We start from the raw sequence: 16,246 nt of genomic DNA on the forward strand, positions 1-16,246 counted from the left end.
TGTACGTGCCTTCTGCCCCTGCTATCCGCCAACCGGGAAGCCCGTGTCGCGGAAGGTTTTCCTGCATCGTATGCGAGTGAAGCACTCGTCAAGGTGAAGCGACATTATGTCTACGGAATCAGAATCCCTCTCTACCTCCTATCTGTTTGGGGGTAATGCCCCTTACGTCGAGGAGCTTTACGAAGCTTATCTCGACAATCCCGGCTCGGTGCCCGATCAGTGGCGCGAGTATTTCGACCAGCTGCAGCACACGCCGGCTACCGATGGGCAGGAAACCACGCGCGATCAGGCTCACGCCCCCATCGTCGAATCCTTCGCTCAACGTGCCCGCGCCAATGCTTTCCTGCAGCGCAGCGCCGAGCCCGACCTGTCGGTGGCGTCGAAGCAGGTGTCGGTGCAGTCGCTGATCGCGGCCTATCGTTCCCTGGGTTCGCGCTGGGCCGATCTGGACCCGCTCAAGCGCCAGGAACGTCCCCCGATTCCCGAGCTCGATCCGGCCTTCTATGGCCTGACCGAAGCCGATCTGGATCAAACCTACTCCGCGACCAATACCTACTTCACGACCGCCAGCACCATGACGCTGCGCGACATCCTGAAGGCATTGCGCGACACCTACTGCCGCTCGATCGGCGCGGAGTTCATGCATGTTTCCGATCCGGCCGCCAAGCGCTGGATCCAGCAGCGTCTCGAGTCGACGCTGGCCGCGCCTTCCTTCTCGACCGAAGAAAAGCGCCACATCCTGCAGCAGCTGACCGAATCCGAAGGCCTGGAACGCTTCCTGCATACCAAGTATGTCGGCCAGAAGCGCTTCTCGCTCGAAGGCGGCGAGAGCTTCATCGCCTCGATGGACGAAGTGGTCAATCACGCCGGTGAGTCGGGCGTGCAGGAAATCGTGGTCGGCATGGCCCACCGCGGCCGCCTGAACCTGCTGGTCAACACCATGGGCAAGATGCCGGGTGACCTGTTTGCCGAGTTCGAAGGCAAGCACGCCGAAGGCCTGACCGATGGCGACGTGAAATACCACAACGGTTTCTCGAGCGATGTCTCGACCCGTGGCGGTCCGGTGCACTTGTCGCTGGCCTTCAACCCCTCCCACCTGGAAATCGTCAACCCGGTGGTCGAGGGCAGCGTGCGTGCCCGCCAGGAGCGCCGCGCCGATCACGAAGGCAAGCAGGTTCTGCCGGTGCTGGTGCACGGCGACGCGGCCTTCGCCGGCCAGGGCGTCGTGATGGAAACCCTGAACCTCGCGCAGACGCGCGGTTACGGTACGGGCGGCACGCTGCACATCGTCATCAATAACCAGATCGGCTTTACCACGTCGGATCCGCGCGACTCGCGCTCGACGCTGTATTGCACCGACGTGGTCAAGATGATCGAAGCGCCGGTGTTCCACGTCAACGGTGATGATCCCGAGGCCGTGGTGTTCGCCACCCGCCTGGCGCTGGACTACCGTATGCAGTTCCGCCACGACGTCGTGCTGGATATCGTTTGTTTCCGCAAGCTGGGTCACAACGAGCAGGACACGCCGTCGCTGACGCAGCCGCTGATGTACAAGCGCATCGGCCATCACCCCGGCACCCGCAAGCTGTATGCCGACAAGCTGACCACGCAGGGCGTGCTGGCCGAAGGCGATGCCGATCAGATGGTCAAGGACTATCGCCAGCTCATGGAAGACGGTCAACGCACCATCGAACCGGTGCTGACCGACTACAAGAGCACCTACGCGATCGACTGGTCCCCGTTCCTGAGCGCCAAGTGGACCGACCAGGCCGACACCGCCGTGCCGCTGGCCGAGCTCAAGCGCATCGGCGAACGTATCACCACCGTTCCGGAAGGCTTCACCGTGCATCCGCTGGTGGCCAAGCTGCTGAACGACCGCCGCAACATGGCCAAGGGCGAGCAGAATCTCGACTGGGGCATGGGCGAGCATCTGGCCTTCGCGACCCTGGTGGCGTCGGGCTATGCCGTGCGCATCACCGGGCAGGACTCGGGCCGCGGCACGTTCACGCACCGTCATGCCGTGCTGCATGATCAAAACCGCGAACGCTGGAACGACGGCACCTACATTCCGCTGCAAAACGTCTCGGAAGGTCAGGCTCCGTTTACCGTGATCGACTCCGTGCTGTCCGAAGAAGCCGTATTGGCATTCGAGTATGGCTACTCCTCGGCCGAGCCCAATACCCTGACCATCTGGGAAGCCCAGTTCGGCGACTTCGTCAATGGCGCCCAGGTCGTCATCGACCAGTTCATCACCGCTGGCGAAGCCAAGTGGGGCCGCCAATCCGGTCTGACCATGATGCTGCCGCACGGCTACGAAGGCCAGGGTCCGGAGCACTCGTCGGGCCGTATCGAACGCTTCCTGCAGCTGTGCGCGGACAACAACATCCAGGTCGTTCAGCCGACCACGGCGTCGCAGATCTTCCATCTGCTGCGCCGCCAGATGATCCGTCCTTTCCGCAAGCCGCTGGTCATCTTCACGCCCAAGTCGCTGCTGCGCAACAAGGATGCCGGCTCGCCCCTGAACGAACTGGCCGGCGGCAGCTTCCGTCCGGTCATCGGTGAACTGGACGACGGCATCAAGGCCAGCTCGGTCAAGCGCGTGCTGGCTTGCTCGGGCAAGGTGTACTACGACCTGGTCAATGCCCGCCGCGAGCGCGAGATCGACAACGTGGCCATCGTCCGTGTCGAGCAGCTCTACCCCTTCGCACACAAGGCGTTCGAAACCGAACTGCGCAAGTATCCGAAGGCGACGGAAGTGATCTGGGTGCAGGACGAGCCGCAGAACCAAGGTTCGTGGTTCTACGTCCAGCATCATCTGTACGAAAACATGTCCGAAGGCCAGAAGCTGGGTTATGCCGGCCGCGCCGCATCGGCCTCGCCTGCCGTGGGTTATCTGGCCAAGCACCAGGAACAGCAGAAGGCGCTGATCGAGCAGGCTTTCACGCCCAAGTTCAAGGGCTTCGTGCTGACCAAGTAAGCGCGGTCACGGATCACAGAACACTCATCTAACGGAATTCATCACCATGGCTATTACTGACGTTGTTGTCCCCCAGCTGTCCGAATCGGTGTCGGAAGCTACCCTGTTGACCTGGAAGAAGCAGCCCGGCGCCGCTGTCGAGGCCGACGAGATCCTGATCGAAATCGAAACCGACAAGGTCGTGCTCGAAGTGCCGGCCCCCTCGTCGGGCGTGCTGGCCGAGATCGTCAAGGGTGACGGCAGCACCGTGACGTCGGGCGAACTGATCGCCCGCATCGACACCGCCGCCAAGGCCGCCGCTGCTCCGGCTCCCGCCGCGGCTGCCGCGCCGGCTGCTGCTGCCGCCGCGCCGGCCGCTGCCGCCCCGGCTGCCGCCAGCACCTCGGCCGCCGGTGTGGCGTCGCCCGCCGCCGCCAAGATCCTCGCCGAAAAGGGCGTGGATGCCGCCAACGTTGCCGGCAGCGGCCGCGATGGCCGCGTGACCAAGGGCGATGCCCTGGCCGCGGGCGCCGCCGCACCCGCCAAGAAGGCCGCCGCGCCTGTCGCGCCGCCCACGTTGTCGCTCGATGGCCGTCCGGAACAGCGCGTGCCCATGAGCCGCCTGCGCGCCCGCGTGGCCGAGCGCCTGCTGCAGTCGCAACAGGAAAACGCCATCCTGACGACCTTCAACGAGGTCAACATGCAGGCCGTTATCGACCTGCGCAACAAGTACAAGGACAAGTTCGAGAAGGAACACGGCGTCAAGCTGGGTTTCATGTCCTTCTTCGTCAAGGCAGCTGTCGCTGCCCTGAAGAAGTACCCGGTGATCAACGCCTCGGTCGACGGCAAGGACATCATCTACCACGGCTACTTCGACATCGGTATCGCTGTCGGCAGCCCGCGTGGCCTGGTGGTGCCCATTCTGCGCAACGCCGATCAACTGACCATCGCTGAAATCGAGAAGACCATCGCCGACTTCGGCAAGCGCGCCGCCGACGGCAAGCTGGGCATCGAAGAAATGACGGGTGGCACCTTCTCCATCTCCAACGGCGGCGTGTTCGGTTCGATGCTTTCGACCCCGATCATCAACCCGCCGCAATCGGCCATTCTGGGCGTGCATGCCACCAAGGAACGCGCTGTGGTCGAGAACGGCCAGATCGTCATCCGCCCGATGAACTACCTGGCCATGTCCTACGATCACCGCATCATCGACGGCCGCGAAGCCGTCCTGGGCCTGGTCGCCATGAAGGAAGCGCTGGAAGATCCGCAACGTCTGTTGCTGGACCTGTAATCCAGACCGGGGCGAGGCCGGGCGTGCGCGCCCGGCTCGTCTTTCTTCCTTTTTCCCTCGCGAGAACACTATGTCCAAACAATTCGACGTCGTCGTCATCGGCGCCGGCCCTGGCGGCTACATCGCCGCCATCCGCGCCGCCCAACTCGGCATGTCGGTCGCTTGCATCGACGCCTGGCAAAATGGCGACGGCGGTGCCGCTCCCGGCGGTACCTGCACCAACGTCGGCTGCATCCCGTCCAAGGCGCTGCTGCAATCCTCGGAAAACTACGAAGAGGTCAACCACCACTTCGCCGAGCACGGCATCGAGGTCAAGGATGTCAAGCTCAACCTCGAGACGCTGATCGGCCGCAAGAACAAGGTCGTCAAGCAGAACAACGACGGCATCCTGTTCCTCTTCAAGAAGAACAAGGTCACCTTCTTCCATGGCAAGGGCGCGTTTGCCGGCCAGGTCGAAGGCGGCTGGGCCATCAAGGTCAGCGGCACCACCGAAGAAGATCTGGTTGCCAAGCATGTCGTCGTGGCGACGGGTTCGTCGGCACGTGAATTGCCGGGCCTGCCGTTTGACGAAAAGAACGTGCTGTCCAACGACGGCGCGCTGAATCTGTCGGCCGTGCCCAAGAAACTGGGCGTGATCGGCGCGGGCGTCATCGGCCTGGAAATGGGCAGCGTCTGGCGTCGTCTGGGTGCCGAAGTCACCGTGCTGGAAGCCATGCCGGAGTTTCTGGCTGCCGCCGACCAGCAAGTGGCCAAGGAAGCCCTCAAGGCTTTCGCCAAGCAGGGTCTGGACATCCAGACCGGCGTGAAGATCGGTGAAATCAAGGCGACCGCCAAGTCCATCACCATTCCTTATACCGACGCCAAGGGCGGCGAGCAGAAGCTGGTGGTCGACAAGCTCATCGTTTCGATCGGCCGTGTGCCCTACACCGGCGGCTTGAACGCCGACACGGTGGGCCTGAAGCTCGACGAGCGCGGCTTCATCGCGGTTGACGGCGATTGCAAGACCAACCTGCCCAACGTCTGGGCCGTGGGTGACGTGGTGCGCGGGCCGATGCTGGCGCACAAGGCGGAAGAAGAGGGCGTTGCCGTGGCCGAGCGTATCGCCGGCCAGCATGGTCACGTCAATTTCGCCACCGTGCCCTGGGTCATCTACACCTCGCCGGAAATCGCCTGGGTGGGCAAGACCGAGCAACAACTCAAGGCCGAAGGCCGCGAGTACAAAGCCGGCTCTTTCCCCTTCATGGCCAATGGCCGTGCGCGCGCCATGGGCGACACCACGGGTTTTGCCAAGGTCATCGCCGATGCCAAGACCGACGAGGTGCTGGGTGTGCACATCATCGGCCCCATGGCCTCTGAACTGATCGCTGAAGCCGTGACCATCATGGAATTCCGCGGCGCCGCCGAAGACATCGCGCGCATCTGCCATGCGCATCCGACCTTGTCCGAAGCCGTCAAGGAAGCCGCCCTGGCGGTGGACAAGCGTACGCTGAATTTCTGATCACGTCCGCGTCCTGACCCTTCGCGACGCCGTCAATCCGTAAGGATTGGCGGCGTTTGCGCTATTAGAATTCCGCCATGAACGCTCGCGAATACTACGAAAATGCCCTGTCTGAACGGGGTTACAAGCCCGATGCGGCGCAGTTGCGCGCGGTCGAGCGCTTGCAGCAGTACTACGATGATTGGGTGCGCTTCAAGGCGATGCGCTCCAACGCCTTGAAAAAACTCCTGAGCCGTCCCGAAGTGCCGCGTGGCGTGTATCTGTGGGGCGGGGTGGGGCGGGGCAAGAGCTTTCTGATGGACGCGTTTTACGCCACCGTGCCGGTGGTGCGCAAAACGCGGCTGCATTTCCATGAGTTCATGCGTGGTGTTCATCGCGAGCTGGAAAACGTCAAGGGTATGCAGGACCCCTTGGACGAAGTCGCCCGGCGCGTAGCCAAGCGTTACCGCCTCATCTGTTTTGATGAGTTTCACGTCTCCGACGTCGCCGACGCGATGATTCTGTACCGCCTGTTACTCAAGTTGTTCGAGTACGGCACGTCGTTCGTCATGACCTCGAATTACGAACCGTCGACGCTTTATCCCGAGGGCCTGCATCGCGACCGCATCCTGCCGGCCATCGAGTTGATCGAGAGCCGCATGGATATTCTGAACGTCGATTCCGGGATCGACTATCGGCGCCGTTCGCTCGAGCAGGTGCAGTCTTACCATTATCCGCTGGACGAGGCCGCGCGGCAGGCGCTGCAGGAGGCCTTCACCAAGCTGGCCGATACCGCGCCGCAGGATCCGTTGCTGCACATCGAGCACCGCGAGATCCGTGCCAAGGCGCTGGCCGGTTCGGTGGTGTGGTTTGATTTCGCCACGCTGTGCGGCGGGCCGCGTTCGCAGAATGACTACCTGGAACTGGCCAACCGTTTTCATGCGGTCATTTTGTCGGATGTGCCGCGCATGGGGCCGCGCCAGGCTTCGGAGGCTCGCCGCTTCACTTGGCTGATCGATGTGTTCTATGACCACAAGGTCAAGCTCATCATGTCGGCCGATTGCCCGCCCGAAGAGCTGTATACCGAGGGCGCACTGGCAAACGAGTTCCACCGCACGGTGTCGCGGATTCTGGAGATGCAGTCGCGCGAGTATATCGAGTCGGAGCGGCGCCAGATCGGCACGCTCTGAGCCCGGTCACCCCGTCCACCCCGCCTTTGAGCGGGGTGTTGTTTTTTGGGCAGAGACCACAGTCTGGTGCCCAACAAAAGTTGATAATGAAAGTTATTATCAATACCATGCTGGGTTTGCTTTTCACTTTCAAGCATCGTGTCTTTCACTTCGAATGATGCCAACCCGCTGGCCGGCCCGACCGTCGAGCACCTGTACCGTGAGCATCGCCCCTGGTTGATGGGGTGGCTGCGGCGCAAGCTGGGCTGCGCGCATCATGCCGAAGACATGACGCAGGATGTGTTCACGCGGATTCTCCAAGGCAGCAAACAGATTCATGCCGGTCAGGCTCGGGCATTTCTGGTCACGGTCGCGCGCGGCATGGTGGTGGACCACTGGCGTCACCGTGCGCTGGAGAGCGCTTACCTCGAGTATCTGGCAGGTTTGCCGCAGGCCCATGCGCCCAGCGCCCAGGAGCGCCTGGAAATCATGCAGGCGCTCAGCGCGCTGGATCGCATGCTGGATGGATTGCCGGCGCGCGCGCGACAGGCTTTTCTGTTGTCGCAGCTCGATGGCCTGAGTTATGCCGAGATTGCCGCGCGCCTGGGCGTTTCCGTGAGTTCGGTGCAGCAGTACATGGTCAAGGCCATGAGTGCCTGCTACGAGGTGTTTCATGCTTGAAGCGACAGCGCGCCAGGCCATCACATGGTGGGTGTTGTTGCAATCGGGGGCGGCCAGCGCGCACGACCGCGCTGGCCTGCAGGCCTGGTTGCATGCCGATGCCGGCCATCGCGAGGCCTGGGCACGCGTCTGCGAAGTGCAGCAGGGCGTGCGCCGGGTGCCTGCCTCTCTGGCTCGGGCGGCATTTCAGCCCGCTTCCCCGGCGCGGCGCACGGCATTGCGCGGCATCGCCGCAGCGGCCGTGGCGGGCGCCACCGGGTGGGGCGTATACCGTCATACGCCCTGGCAACGGCTGGTCGCCGACCGCAGCACGGGCTTGGGCGAAGTGCGCAAGGTCGCGCTCGCCCCCGGGCTGGACATCACACTTTCCAGCGACACCGCGGTGCAGATCTCCCGCCATGGCGGCCAGCATCAGCTGCGTTTGTTGCGGGGTGAGTTGCTGGTGCAGGCCAAGGCCGCGAGTATGCAATTGGACACGGGCTATGGGCTGGCGCGCGCTGACCACGCCCGCCTGTGCGCGCGTCGTGGTCAGCGCGGTTGCGAGCTGCAACTGCTCGAGGGCGATCTGCTGCTGGAGCGCGATACGGACCGCATGCGGATACACGGCCCGCAAGGGCTGTGGCTGCCGGGTCACGGCGCGGTGCGCCGCCATTCGCCCGATCCCGACGCGGCGGCCTGGGTCGACGGGCTGGTCGTGGCGCATGACTGGCCCTTGCGGGTGCTGGTCGCGCGTCTGGCGCATCACCGCCACGGCGTCATACATCTCGATCCGGAGCTGGCCGAGCGCCGCGTCTCTGGTGTGTTTCCGCTCTTCGATGCCGAACTGGCTTTGCGGGCGGTCGGGCACAGCCTGCCCATCGCCGTGCAGCGGCGTGGGCCGTTCTGGCTGAGCGTCGGCCAGGCTTGATTCAGTTACATCTTTTTTTGCCCGGCGGCTGCAGGTTTGGCCGTCTCGTACGGAATGCCCTGTGACAGATTGATTTTGCTACAGGAGTGTTCCTTGTCCCGCCTCTCATCATCCTTCCGCGGCCAGCGCCTGGCCCGGCATATCCTGGCCGCCAGCCTGGCATTCTCAGCAGGCCTGAGCGCCTCGTCGGTGTGGGCTCAGGCCGCAGCCGCCAGCTATGACGTGCCCGCCGGTCCTCTGGCCGACGCCCTGACTCGCTATGCCCGCGCCGCGGGCGCTGTCCTTTCGTTTGATCCGGCACGTTTGCGCGGTTTGTCGACGGCCGGCCTCAAGGGCGAGTATGGCATCGCGGAGGGGTTCGCCCGGCTGCTGGCCGGCAGCGGCCTGCAGGCCCATCAGGGCAGCGACGGCGTGTGGAGCATTCAGCCTGCCGCGGGGGCGCAGACGCTGGCACCCATCGCGGTGACGGGGCTGGATGGCGCCTCGGCGCCGGTGTTCGGCTATGTGGCCAAAGCCAGCCAGAGCGCCACCAAGACCGACACGCCGCTGATCGAGACACCGCAATCGATCTCCGTCATCACACGCGACCAGATGACCGAGCAGGGCGCCCAGTCGCTCAATCAAGTGTTGCGCTATACGGCGGGTGTGGCCACCGAGACACGCGGCGCGACCGCCACGCGGCTGGATCAGTTCACCGTGCGCGGCTTTTCGGCTTCGACCTATCTGGATGGCATGCGGGTCTTTGGCGGTCGCGACGCCTTGCCGCAGGTGGACGCCTATCGTCTGGAGCGGGTCGATGTCTTGAAAGGCCCGTCTTCGGTCATGTACGGCCAGGGCGGCCCGGGCGGCGTGGTCAACCAGGTCAGCAAGCGTCCGCTGGACGAGCGTTACAACGAGGTCGAGGTCCAGGCGGGCAATTACCATTTGCGCCGCTTGAACATGGATTTCAGCGGCCCCATCGATGAGGACGCCACGCTGCTGTATCGACTGACCGGTTCGGCCTATGACGCCAACGGCCAGATTGCGCACACGAAGGAGCAGCGTTACTTCATCGCACCGGCCTTTACCTGGCGGCCCAGCGCGGATACCAGCCTGACCGTCCTGACCCAGTTCCAGCACGATCCGGACATGGGCTCTTATGGCGCGGCACCGCCCATGCGCACGGTCATGTCGGCGCCGGATGGACGCAAGCTGCCTGCCCATTACTACGATGGCGATGCGGATTTCGAAAAGAGCGACCGTAAGAGCTACTCGCTCGGCTATGTTTTCGAGCATCGTTTCAATGACATTTTCAAGGCGAGCCAGAGCCTGCGCTTTCAGCATTCGGAAGGGGTGTATCGCAGTGTTTACGGCGCGAGTTCGCGCTATTTCGGATACACCGGGCCGGATTATCTCTATCAACAGCGCTCGTCGATCGCCACCGATGTCGATGTCGATGCGTTCACGATCGACAACAATCTGCAGGCCAATTTGCGCACCGGGCCGCTCAGCCACACCGTCCTGCTCGGTTTCGATTATCAGCACATCCACACCGATACGCTGGCCGGCTACGGGACTGCGCCCGCGCTGAATGTCTTCAATCCGGATTACCACATGAATATCGCCGTGCCGGCGTTTTCTTCGGATCAGACTCAGCGTCAGCTGCAGACCGGCCTGTATGCCCAGGATCAGATCAAGTGGGATCGACTGTCCCTGCTGCTGGGCGGGCGCTACGACTGGGCGCGCACGCACACGGGCACCGACAACCTCGCCACCAACCGCCACTCCAGCTCCTCGCTGGCCGCGGAGGCCTTCACGGGGCGCGCGGGCCTGATTTACAACTTCGACAATGGCCTGGCACCCTATGCCAGCTACAGCGAGTCCTTCGAGCCGCAATCGGGAACGGGCTGGAACAACCAGGCCTTCAAGCCGATCGAGGGCAAGCAGTATGAAATCGGCCTGAAGTATCAGCCGGAGGGCGCCAATACCCTGATCACCCTGGCCGCCTTCGATATCCGGCGCGACAATATGTTGACGACCGACCCGGATCCCACGCATATGTGCGGCAGCGGGCGTTGCCAGATCCAGGCGGGCCAGGTGCGCACCAAGGGCTTTGAACTCGAAGGCAAGGCCGAGGTGCTGCGCGGTCTATCGGTGACGGCGGCCTACACCTATCTGGACAACAAGTACGAGAAAGCCAATGCCGACACCGCAGGCCTGAACCTCAAGGGCCACCGTCCGGCCGGCGTGCCGGCGCATCAGGCCTCATTGTGGACACGGTATCAGTTGCAGGAGGGCGCGCTGGCCGGTCTGGGCATGGGCGCTGGTGTCCGTTATCTGGGCAGCTCCTGGGGTAATGACAACAATACCTACAAAGTGCCTTCGACCACGCTGGTCGATCTGATGCTGGACTATGACCTGGGCCGGATGACCGCTACGCTCAAGGGCATGCAGGTGGCGCTGAACGTGAGCAATCTGTTCAACAAGGAATACATCGCCACGTGCAGCGGCGACGCCTGGTGCTGGTTCGGGTATCAGCGCACGATCAAGGCCAGCCTGCGTTACCGCTGGTAGGCCGGATGGCGGGGGCGTTCCGCCCCCGCCGCATCATTCAATTAGGAATGATTATAATTTGCAGATCTTGCTAGCCGTGATTTCCTCACGGCCCTTTTCTTTGGCATCAAAGTGAAAGCTCCCAATACCGGCGCGGGTCTGCTGCGCTATCGTTTTGCCGTCGCCTCGCGTGCCGTCGCCGCCATCGGTGGCGGCTATTTGCTGGCGTCGGCCGCCGCGGCCTGTCTTGCTGTCTGGCTGCCCTTGTCGCGCGTCGATGCCGTGGTCACGGCGCAGATGCTGTCTTTTGTGGTGTATGCCTGCGCGGTCATCTGGGTGTTTGCCACCTATAACGCCTGGCGTGCCTGGGGTGGCATCCTCATCCCGACCCTCGTGCTGGGCGGGCTGTACTGGATGGGCGCGCGATGAGTGCTGCGAAATCCGCCGCTAAGCGGCATCCGCAGGCCGAGGGCCTGCGTCAGGCCATGTCCTGGCTGCATACCTGGTCGGGCTTGATTTTCGGTTGGGTCCTGTTTGCCATGTTCCTGACGGGAACGCTGGCGTTCTTCCGGCCCGAGATCACCCGCTGGATGCAGCCCGAGATCACCACGCAGATGGCGCCGGCGCTCACCTCCGTGGAGACGGCCGAGCGTTATCTGAGCGAACACGCGGGCAATGCCTCACGCTGGTTCATCAGCATCCCGAGTGAGCGCGAACCCTATATCTCCGCGACGTATCTGCGTCCCAAGCCGCCTCCTGGCGAACGCGGCTTCAAGCGCGTGCAGATCGATCCGGCCAGCGGGCAGGAGATCACCGGGCGGGCGACGCGAGGGGGAGACTTCTTCTATCGCTTCCATTTCGAGCTTGAGATGGGTTTCCCGTGGGGGCGCTGGCTGGCGAGCATCGCCGGCATGTTCATGCTGGTGGCCATCATCAGCGGAGTGATCACGCACAAGAAAATCTTCGCGGATTTCTTTACCTTCCGGCCGCGCAAGGGCGGGCAGCGCGCCTGGATGGACGGGCACAACGCGCTGTCGGTGCTGGGTTTGCCGTTTCACCTGATGATCACTTTCAGCGGCCTGGTGCTATTCATGGCCATGCTCATGCCCGCGGGCATCGTGGCGGCGTATGACAATGAACGCGCCTATTTCGACGAGCTGTTTCCGGCCTTCGCTCAAACGCCGGCCAAGAACGCCGCCGCGCCGCTCACGCCGCTGGCACCGCTGGTGCAGCAGGCCGAGTCGCTCTGGGAGGGGGGGCATGCCGGCCGACTGGTGGTCAATCATCCGGGCGACGCCGGGGCCACCGTGACCGTCACGCGTGCGACCTCCGATCGCGTGTCCTATGGCCGTCTCGCGCCGTCGGTCACCTTTGACGGCGTCACCGGTCAGATCATCAAGCACAACGACGCCGAGAGCGCCGTGGCGACCACGGCGGGCACCATCGTCGGGCTGCACCTGGGCCTGTTTGCCCAGCCGCTGTTGCGCTGGTTTTACTTTCTCGTGAGCCTGGCCGGCACGGCCATGGTGGGCACCGGCCTGGTGCTGTGGGTGGCCAAGCGGCGCCAGAAGCTGCCCGCCGGCAAGGGCGACACGTTCTCGCTGCGGGTGGTCGATGCGCTTAACGCCGGTACGGTGGCGGGCGTGTTCCTCGGCGTGGCGGCATTTTTCCTGGCCAATCGCCTGCTGCCGGTCGACTTGCCGCAGCACGAGGCTTGGGAAGGGCGCTGCTTCTTCATTGCCTGGGGAGCAAGCCTGATCTATGCCTTCATGCGCTATCGCACCAAGTGGCGCGATCTCATGACGCTGGCTGCCTTGGCTTTCCTGCTGGTTCCGGTGGTCAATGCACTGACCACCACGCGCCATCTCGGCGTGTCGTTGCGCGATGGCGATTGGGTCATGGCGGGGTTCGACCTCACCTGCCTGGCGGCAGCGCTGTTGCTGGGCTGGATCGCGCGCCGCTGCGCGCGCAAGAAGGCGGTGGCGCCGCGCAAGCAACGCGTCGCCGTGGAAAAAAATGCGCTGGAGGGCCGGGGATGAACGCCGACGCTTTTTGCCTGGCTTATGCGGGCTTTACCGCGCTATCCATGGCCATGGATAGACATTTCGAGGATGTCTTCGACCGCCCGCTGTCGGTCGGGCTGCGCCGCAGCCTGCGTCTGGGCGGCACACTGGCGCTGGCGGTATCGCTGCTGCTTTGCGCCCGGCTGCATGGCTGGTCTTATGGCAGTGTGCTCTGGATCGGCATGTTGTCGCTGTCAGGCCTGGTGCTGATCTGGATCATGACCTATCGTCCCCGCCTCGCCTGGGGGGCAGGCGCGGCGTGTCTGGCGGTCGCGCCGGTGTTTACCGCGCTGGCAGGGCTGGCACGGTAAACTGAGCGCTTGTCCGTCTCTGGCCGCTTACCGCTTCGTGTCATGACCATTCGTGTTCTTACGGGTATCACCACTACCGGCACTCCCCATCTGGGCAATTATGCTGGCGCCATCCGCCCCGCGGTGCGCGCCAGCGAACAGCCGGGCGTGGACGCTTTTTTCTTTCTGGCCGACTATCACGCGCTGATCAAGTGCGACGATCCTGCCCGGGTCGCGCGCTCGCGCCTGGAGATCGCCGCCACCTGGCTGGCCGCCGGTCTGGATCCGCAGCGCGTGACCTTCTATCGGCAATCCGATATTCCGGAGACGACCGAGCTTTGCTGGTTTCTGACCTGCGTGACGGCCAAGGGCCTGATGAACCGCGCGCACGCCTACAAAGCCTCCGTGGATCAGAACGAGGCCAAGGGCGTGGACCCCGACGATGGCGTGACCATGGGTTTGTTTTCCTACCCTGTGCTCATGGCGGCGGACATCCTGCTGTTCAATGCCCATAAAGTGCCGGTCGGGCGCGATCAAGTGCAGCATCTGGAGATGGCACGCGACATCGCCCAGCGTTTCAACCATTTGTACCAGGGCGATTTCTTCGTGTTGCCCGAGGTGCAGATCGAGGAAGACGTGGCCACCTTGCCCGGCCTGGATGGCCGCAAGATGTCCAAGAGCTACAACAACACCATCCCCTTGTTCGAGGGCGGCGCCAAGGCCTTGCGTGGCGCGATCTCACGCATCGTGACCGATTCGCTGCAGCCGGGGCAGCCCAAGGATGCCGATGCCTCGCATCTGTTCACGCTGTATCGCGCTTTCGCTCAGCCGGATGAGGTGGCGGCCTTTCGCCGCGACCTGGAATCTGGCATGGGCTGGGGCGACGCCAAGCAGGCGCTGGGCGATCGTCTCGAGCGCGACATCGCTCCCATGCGCGAGACATACAACGAGCTGATGGCCAACCCCGGCCGCATCGAGGACATCCTGCAGGCAGGGGCGAGCAAGGCCCGCAAGCTGGCCAGCCCGCTGATGGAGCGTGTGCGTGATGCCGTCGGTTTGCGCACCCTGGGCGCGGCATCCGCGGGGGCCAAGGCAGGCGGCAAGAAAGCCGCAGCCAAGGCCGCGCGTTTTGTGAGCTTTCGCGATGAGGATGGCAGCTTCCGCTTCCGCTTGCTGGCTGCCGATGGGCAGGAGCTGCTGCTGTCGGAAAGCCATGCCAATCCCAAGGATGCGGGGCAATTGATGCGGCGCTTGCAGGACGAAGACGTCGAGCTGCGTGAGCAGGACGGCCAGGTACACGTGATCCTGCAAGGGGCGGTCGTGGCCCGTGGCGTGAGCGAAGCGGGCAGGATCCGGCAGGCGCTCGAGAGCCTGCGGCAAGAGTAAGCCGCGCCGGTCTCAAAAAAAACCGCCTCGAAGTGAACTGACCCCCGGAAGTTGGACAGTTTAGAACGCTAGGCGGCCAAGGCCTGAGTTCGGTATTGCACCGGGCTCAGGCCTTTCAGTTTGAGCCGGATGCGCTGGTGGTTGTAGTAGTGGATGAACTGGCCGATGGCCTTCTGTAGCTGTTCGATGCTGTTGTAGCGGTTCATGTAGAAGCACTCGGTCTTGAGCGTGGCGAACCAGCTCTCCATGGCCGCATTGTCCAGGCAGTTGCCCTTGCGCGACATACTTTGCACTACGCCTTTGTCGGCCAGCAGATGCTGGTAGCTGGGCTGCTGGTACTGCCAGCCTTGGTCCGAGTGCAACAGGGGGGTGTCCCCCGGCGCCAAGCGGCGCCATGCCTTCTTGAGCATGTTGTGCACCAATCCGAACAACGGGCGCGTGCTGGTCTCGTAGGCCACGATCTCGCCGTTGTACAAGTCCATCACCGGCGACAGATAGAGCTTCCGCCCCTGTACATTGAACTCGGTCACATCCGTCACCCACTTCTGGTTGGGCCGGTCGGCCTTGAACTGACGTGCCAGCAGATTCGACGCCACGCGCCCCACCTCGCCCCGGTACGAACGATATTTCTTGGGGCGAACCAAAGACTTCAGCCCCAGCGCTTGCATCAGCTTTTGTACGGTCTTGTGGTTTACCCACTGACCAGCCTGGCGCAGCGTGGCCGTGATGCGCCGGTAGCCGTAGCGGCCCTTGTGGCTTGCGTAGACCTCACCGATCTTGTCGCGCAGCTCAGCATGCTTGTCGGTGGCCTGCGCCACCTTCACTTGGTAGTAATACGTGCTGCGTGCCAAGCCTGCAGCCTTGAGCAAGACCGCCAGCGGGTGTTGCTGCCTCAATCCAGTCACGGCTTGCGCTTTTTCCGCGCAGCCGCGCGCTTTTCCTGGATCAAGGCATCGAGTTTTTTTAAGTACGCGACCTCGGCGCGCAGCTCAATCAACTCCTGGTTCTGCCGAGCAATAATCTGCTTGTCGTCGAGCTCGGCGACGGGCGTTTGAGGCTTGGGCGGCTTGGCGTTCATGGTCTTGGGGCGTCCTCTGCGACGGGGCCGAAGTGCGTCGATACCGCCTGCATCATACTGGCGTGCCCACTTGCCAATGTGCGCCGCACAGCGAATGTCGAACGCTGCTGCCGTCTGCGCCTGCGACCAGCACTCACGCCTCATCCGCCGGAGCACCATCAGCTTGTACTCCGCGTCATAGCTCGCACCTTTGCGACGCAGCCCTGATGCGCCGTGCGCCCGATAGCTGTCTACCCAATGCCGTACTAGTCCCTGACTAAGACCATGCCGGGCTGTGACCCTCTTGGTTCCGTCCGAACCCGACAGATACTCCCTAACTATCTTGAGCTTGAAACGCTCGTCGTACTTCGCCATGCAAAAACCCCCGAAGGTTGGACTTCATCCAACTTTCAGGGGTCAGTTCACGAAGGGCGGTT

General features: G+C 63.3%; 12 protein-coding genes. 11 read left to right on the plus strand and 1 reads right to left on the minus strand.

The genetic code is table 11. The features are described from left to right. The first annotated feature begins 106 nt into the window (after positions 1 to 106). From CAL22_RS06825 to CAL22_RS06875, 11 genes are all read left to right on the plus strand, one after another. Positions 107 to 2,977 carry a 2-oxoglutarate dehydrogenase E1 component gene (locus CAL22_RS06825; RefSeq protein WP_094811663.1) on the plus strand — a complete coding sequence of 957 codons (2,871 nt, stop codon included), beginning with the start codon at positions 107 to 109 and terminating at the stop codon, positions 2,975 to 2,977. 46 nt (positions 2,978 to 3,023) lie between these two features. Next, entirely contained in the window at positions 3,024 to 4,247 is a 1,224-nt protein-coding gene (gene odhB / locus CAL22_RS06830) for a 2-oxoglutarate dehydrogenase complex dihydrolipoyllysine-residue succinyltransferase (RefSeq protein ID WP_094811665.1), read from the plus strand. A 70-nt stretch (positions 4,248 to 4,317) separates the two neighbouring features. Next, on the plus strand, positions 4,318 to 5,745 hold the full coding sequence (lpdA, locus tag CAL22_RS06835; protein ID WP_094811667.1) for a dihydrolipoyl dehydrogenase: 1,428 nt from the start codon (positions 4,318 to 4,320) through the stop codon (positions 5,743 to 5,745). Between the two features lie 77 nt (positions 5,746 to 5,822). Further along, complete coding sequence (gene zapE, locus CAL22_RS06840) at positions 5,823 to 6,914, plus strand: cell division protein ZapE (protein WP_094811669.1); 1,092 nt, start codon at positions 5,823 to 5,825, stop codon at positions 6,912 to 6,914. A 138-nt stretch (positions 6,915 to 7,052) separates the two neighbouring features. After that, positions 7,053 to 7,574 carry a sigma-70 family RNA polymerase sigma factor gene (locus tag CAL22_RS06845; RefSeq protein WP_094811671.1) on the plus strand — a complete coding sequence of 174 codons (522 nt, stop codon included), beginning with the start codon at positions 7,053 to 7,055 and terminating at the stop codon, positions 7,572 to 7,574. Further along, on the plus strand, positions 7,567 to 8,481 hold the full coding sequence (locus CAL22_RS06850; protein WP_094811673.1) for a DUF4880 domain-containing protein: 915 nt from the start codon (positions 7,567 to 7,569) through the stop codon (positions 8,479 to 8,481). Before CAL22_RS06845 ends, CAL22_RS06850 begins: the two co-directional genes overlap by 8 nt. 93 nt (positions 8,482 to 8,574) lie before the next feature. Further along, positions 8,575 to 11,034 carry a TonB-dependent siderophore receptor gene (locus CAL22_RS06855; protein ID WP_094811675.1) on the plus strand — a complete coding sequence of 820 codons (2,460 nt, stop codon included), beginning with the start codon at positions 8,575 to 8,577 and terminating at the stop codon, positions 11,032 to 11,034. A gap of 111 nt (positions 11,035 to 11,145) precedes the next feature. Continuing rightward, entirely contained in the window at positions 11,146 to 11,442 is a 297-nt protein-coding gene (locus CAL22_RS21205) for a DUF3649 domain-containing protein (protein WP_208621912.1), read from the plus strand. Continuing rightward, positions 11,439 to 13,052, plus strand: coding sequence for a PepSY-associated TM helix domain-containing protein (locus tag CAL22_RS06865; protein WP_094811677.1), 1,614 nt, complete (start codon positions 11,439 to 11,441; stop codon positions 13,050 to 13,052). The genes CAL22_RS21205 and CAL22_RS06865 overlap by 4 nt, the downstream gene beginning before the upstream one ends. Further along, positions 13,049 to 13,387 (plus strand): DUF3325 domain-containing protein, encoded by a 339-nt coding sequence (locus CAL22_RS06870; protein WP_094811679.1) that lies wholly within the window; start codon positions 13,049 to 13,051, stop codon positions 13,385 to 13,387. Before CAL22_RS06865 ends, CAL22_RS06870 begins: the two co-directional genes overlap by 4 nt. Positions 13,388 to 13,429: 42 nt before the next feature. Further along, positions 13,430 to 14,752 carry a tryptophan--tRNA ligase gene (locus CAL22_RS06875; RefSeq protein ID WP_094811681.1) on the plus strand — a complete coding sequence of 441 codons (1,323 nt, stop codon included), beginning with the start codon at positions 13,430 to 13,432 and terminating at the stop codon, positions 14,750 to 14,752. 68 nt (positions 14,753 to 14,820) lie between these two features. Here the strand turns inward: CAL22_RS06875 and CAL22_RS06880 are convergent. Next, positions 14,821 to 16,184 (minus strand): IS3 family transposase gene (locus tag CAL22_RS06880; protein ID WP_094811683.1). Its coding sequence is split into 2 segments (ribosomal slippage): positions 14,821 to 15,710 and positions 15,710 to 16,184, totalling 1,365 coding nucleotides; the frame shifts between segments, so codons are not numbered across the junction. Between the last annotated feature and the right edge of the window lie 62 nt (positions 16,185 to 16,246).

Source organism: Bordetella genomosp. 12, assembly GCF_002261355.1.
Lineage (GTDB): Bacteria > Pseudomonadota > Gammaproteobacteria > Burkholderiales > Burkholderiaceae_B > Bordetella.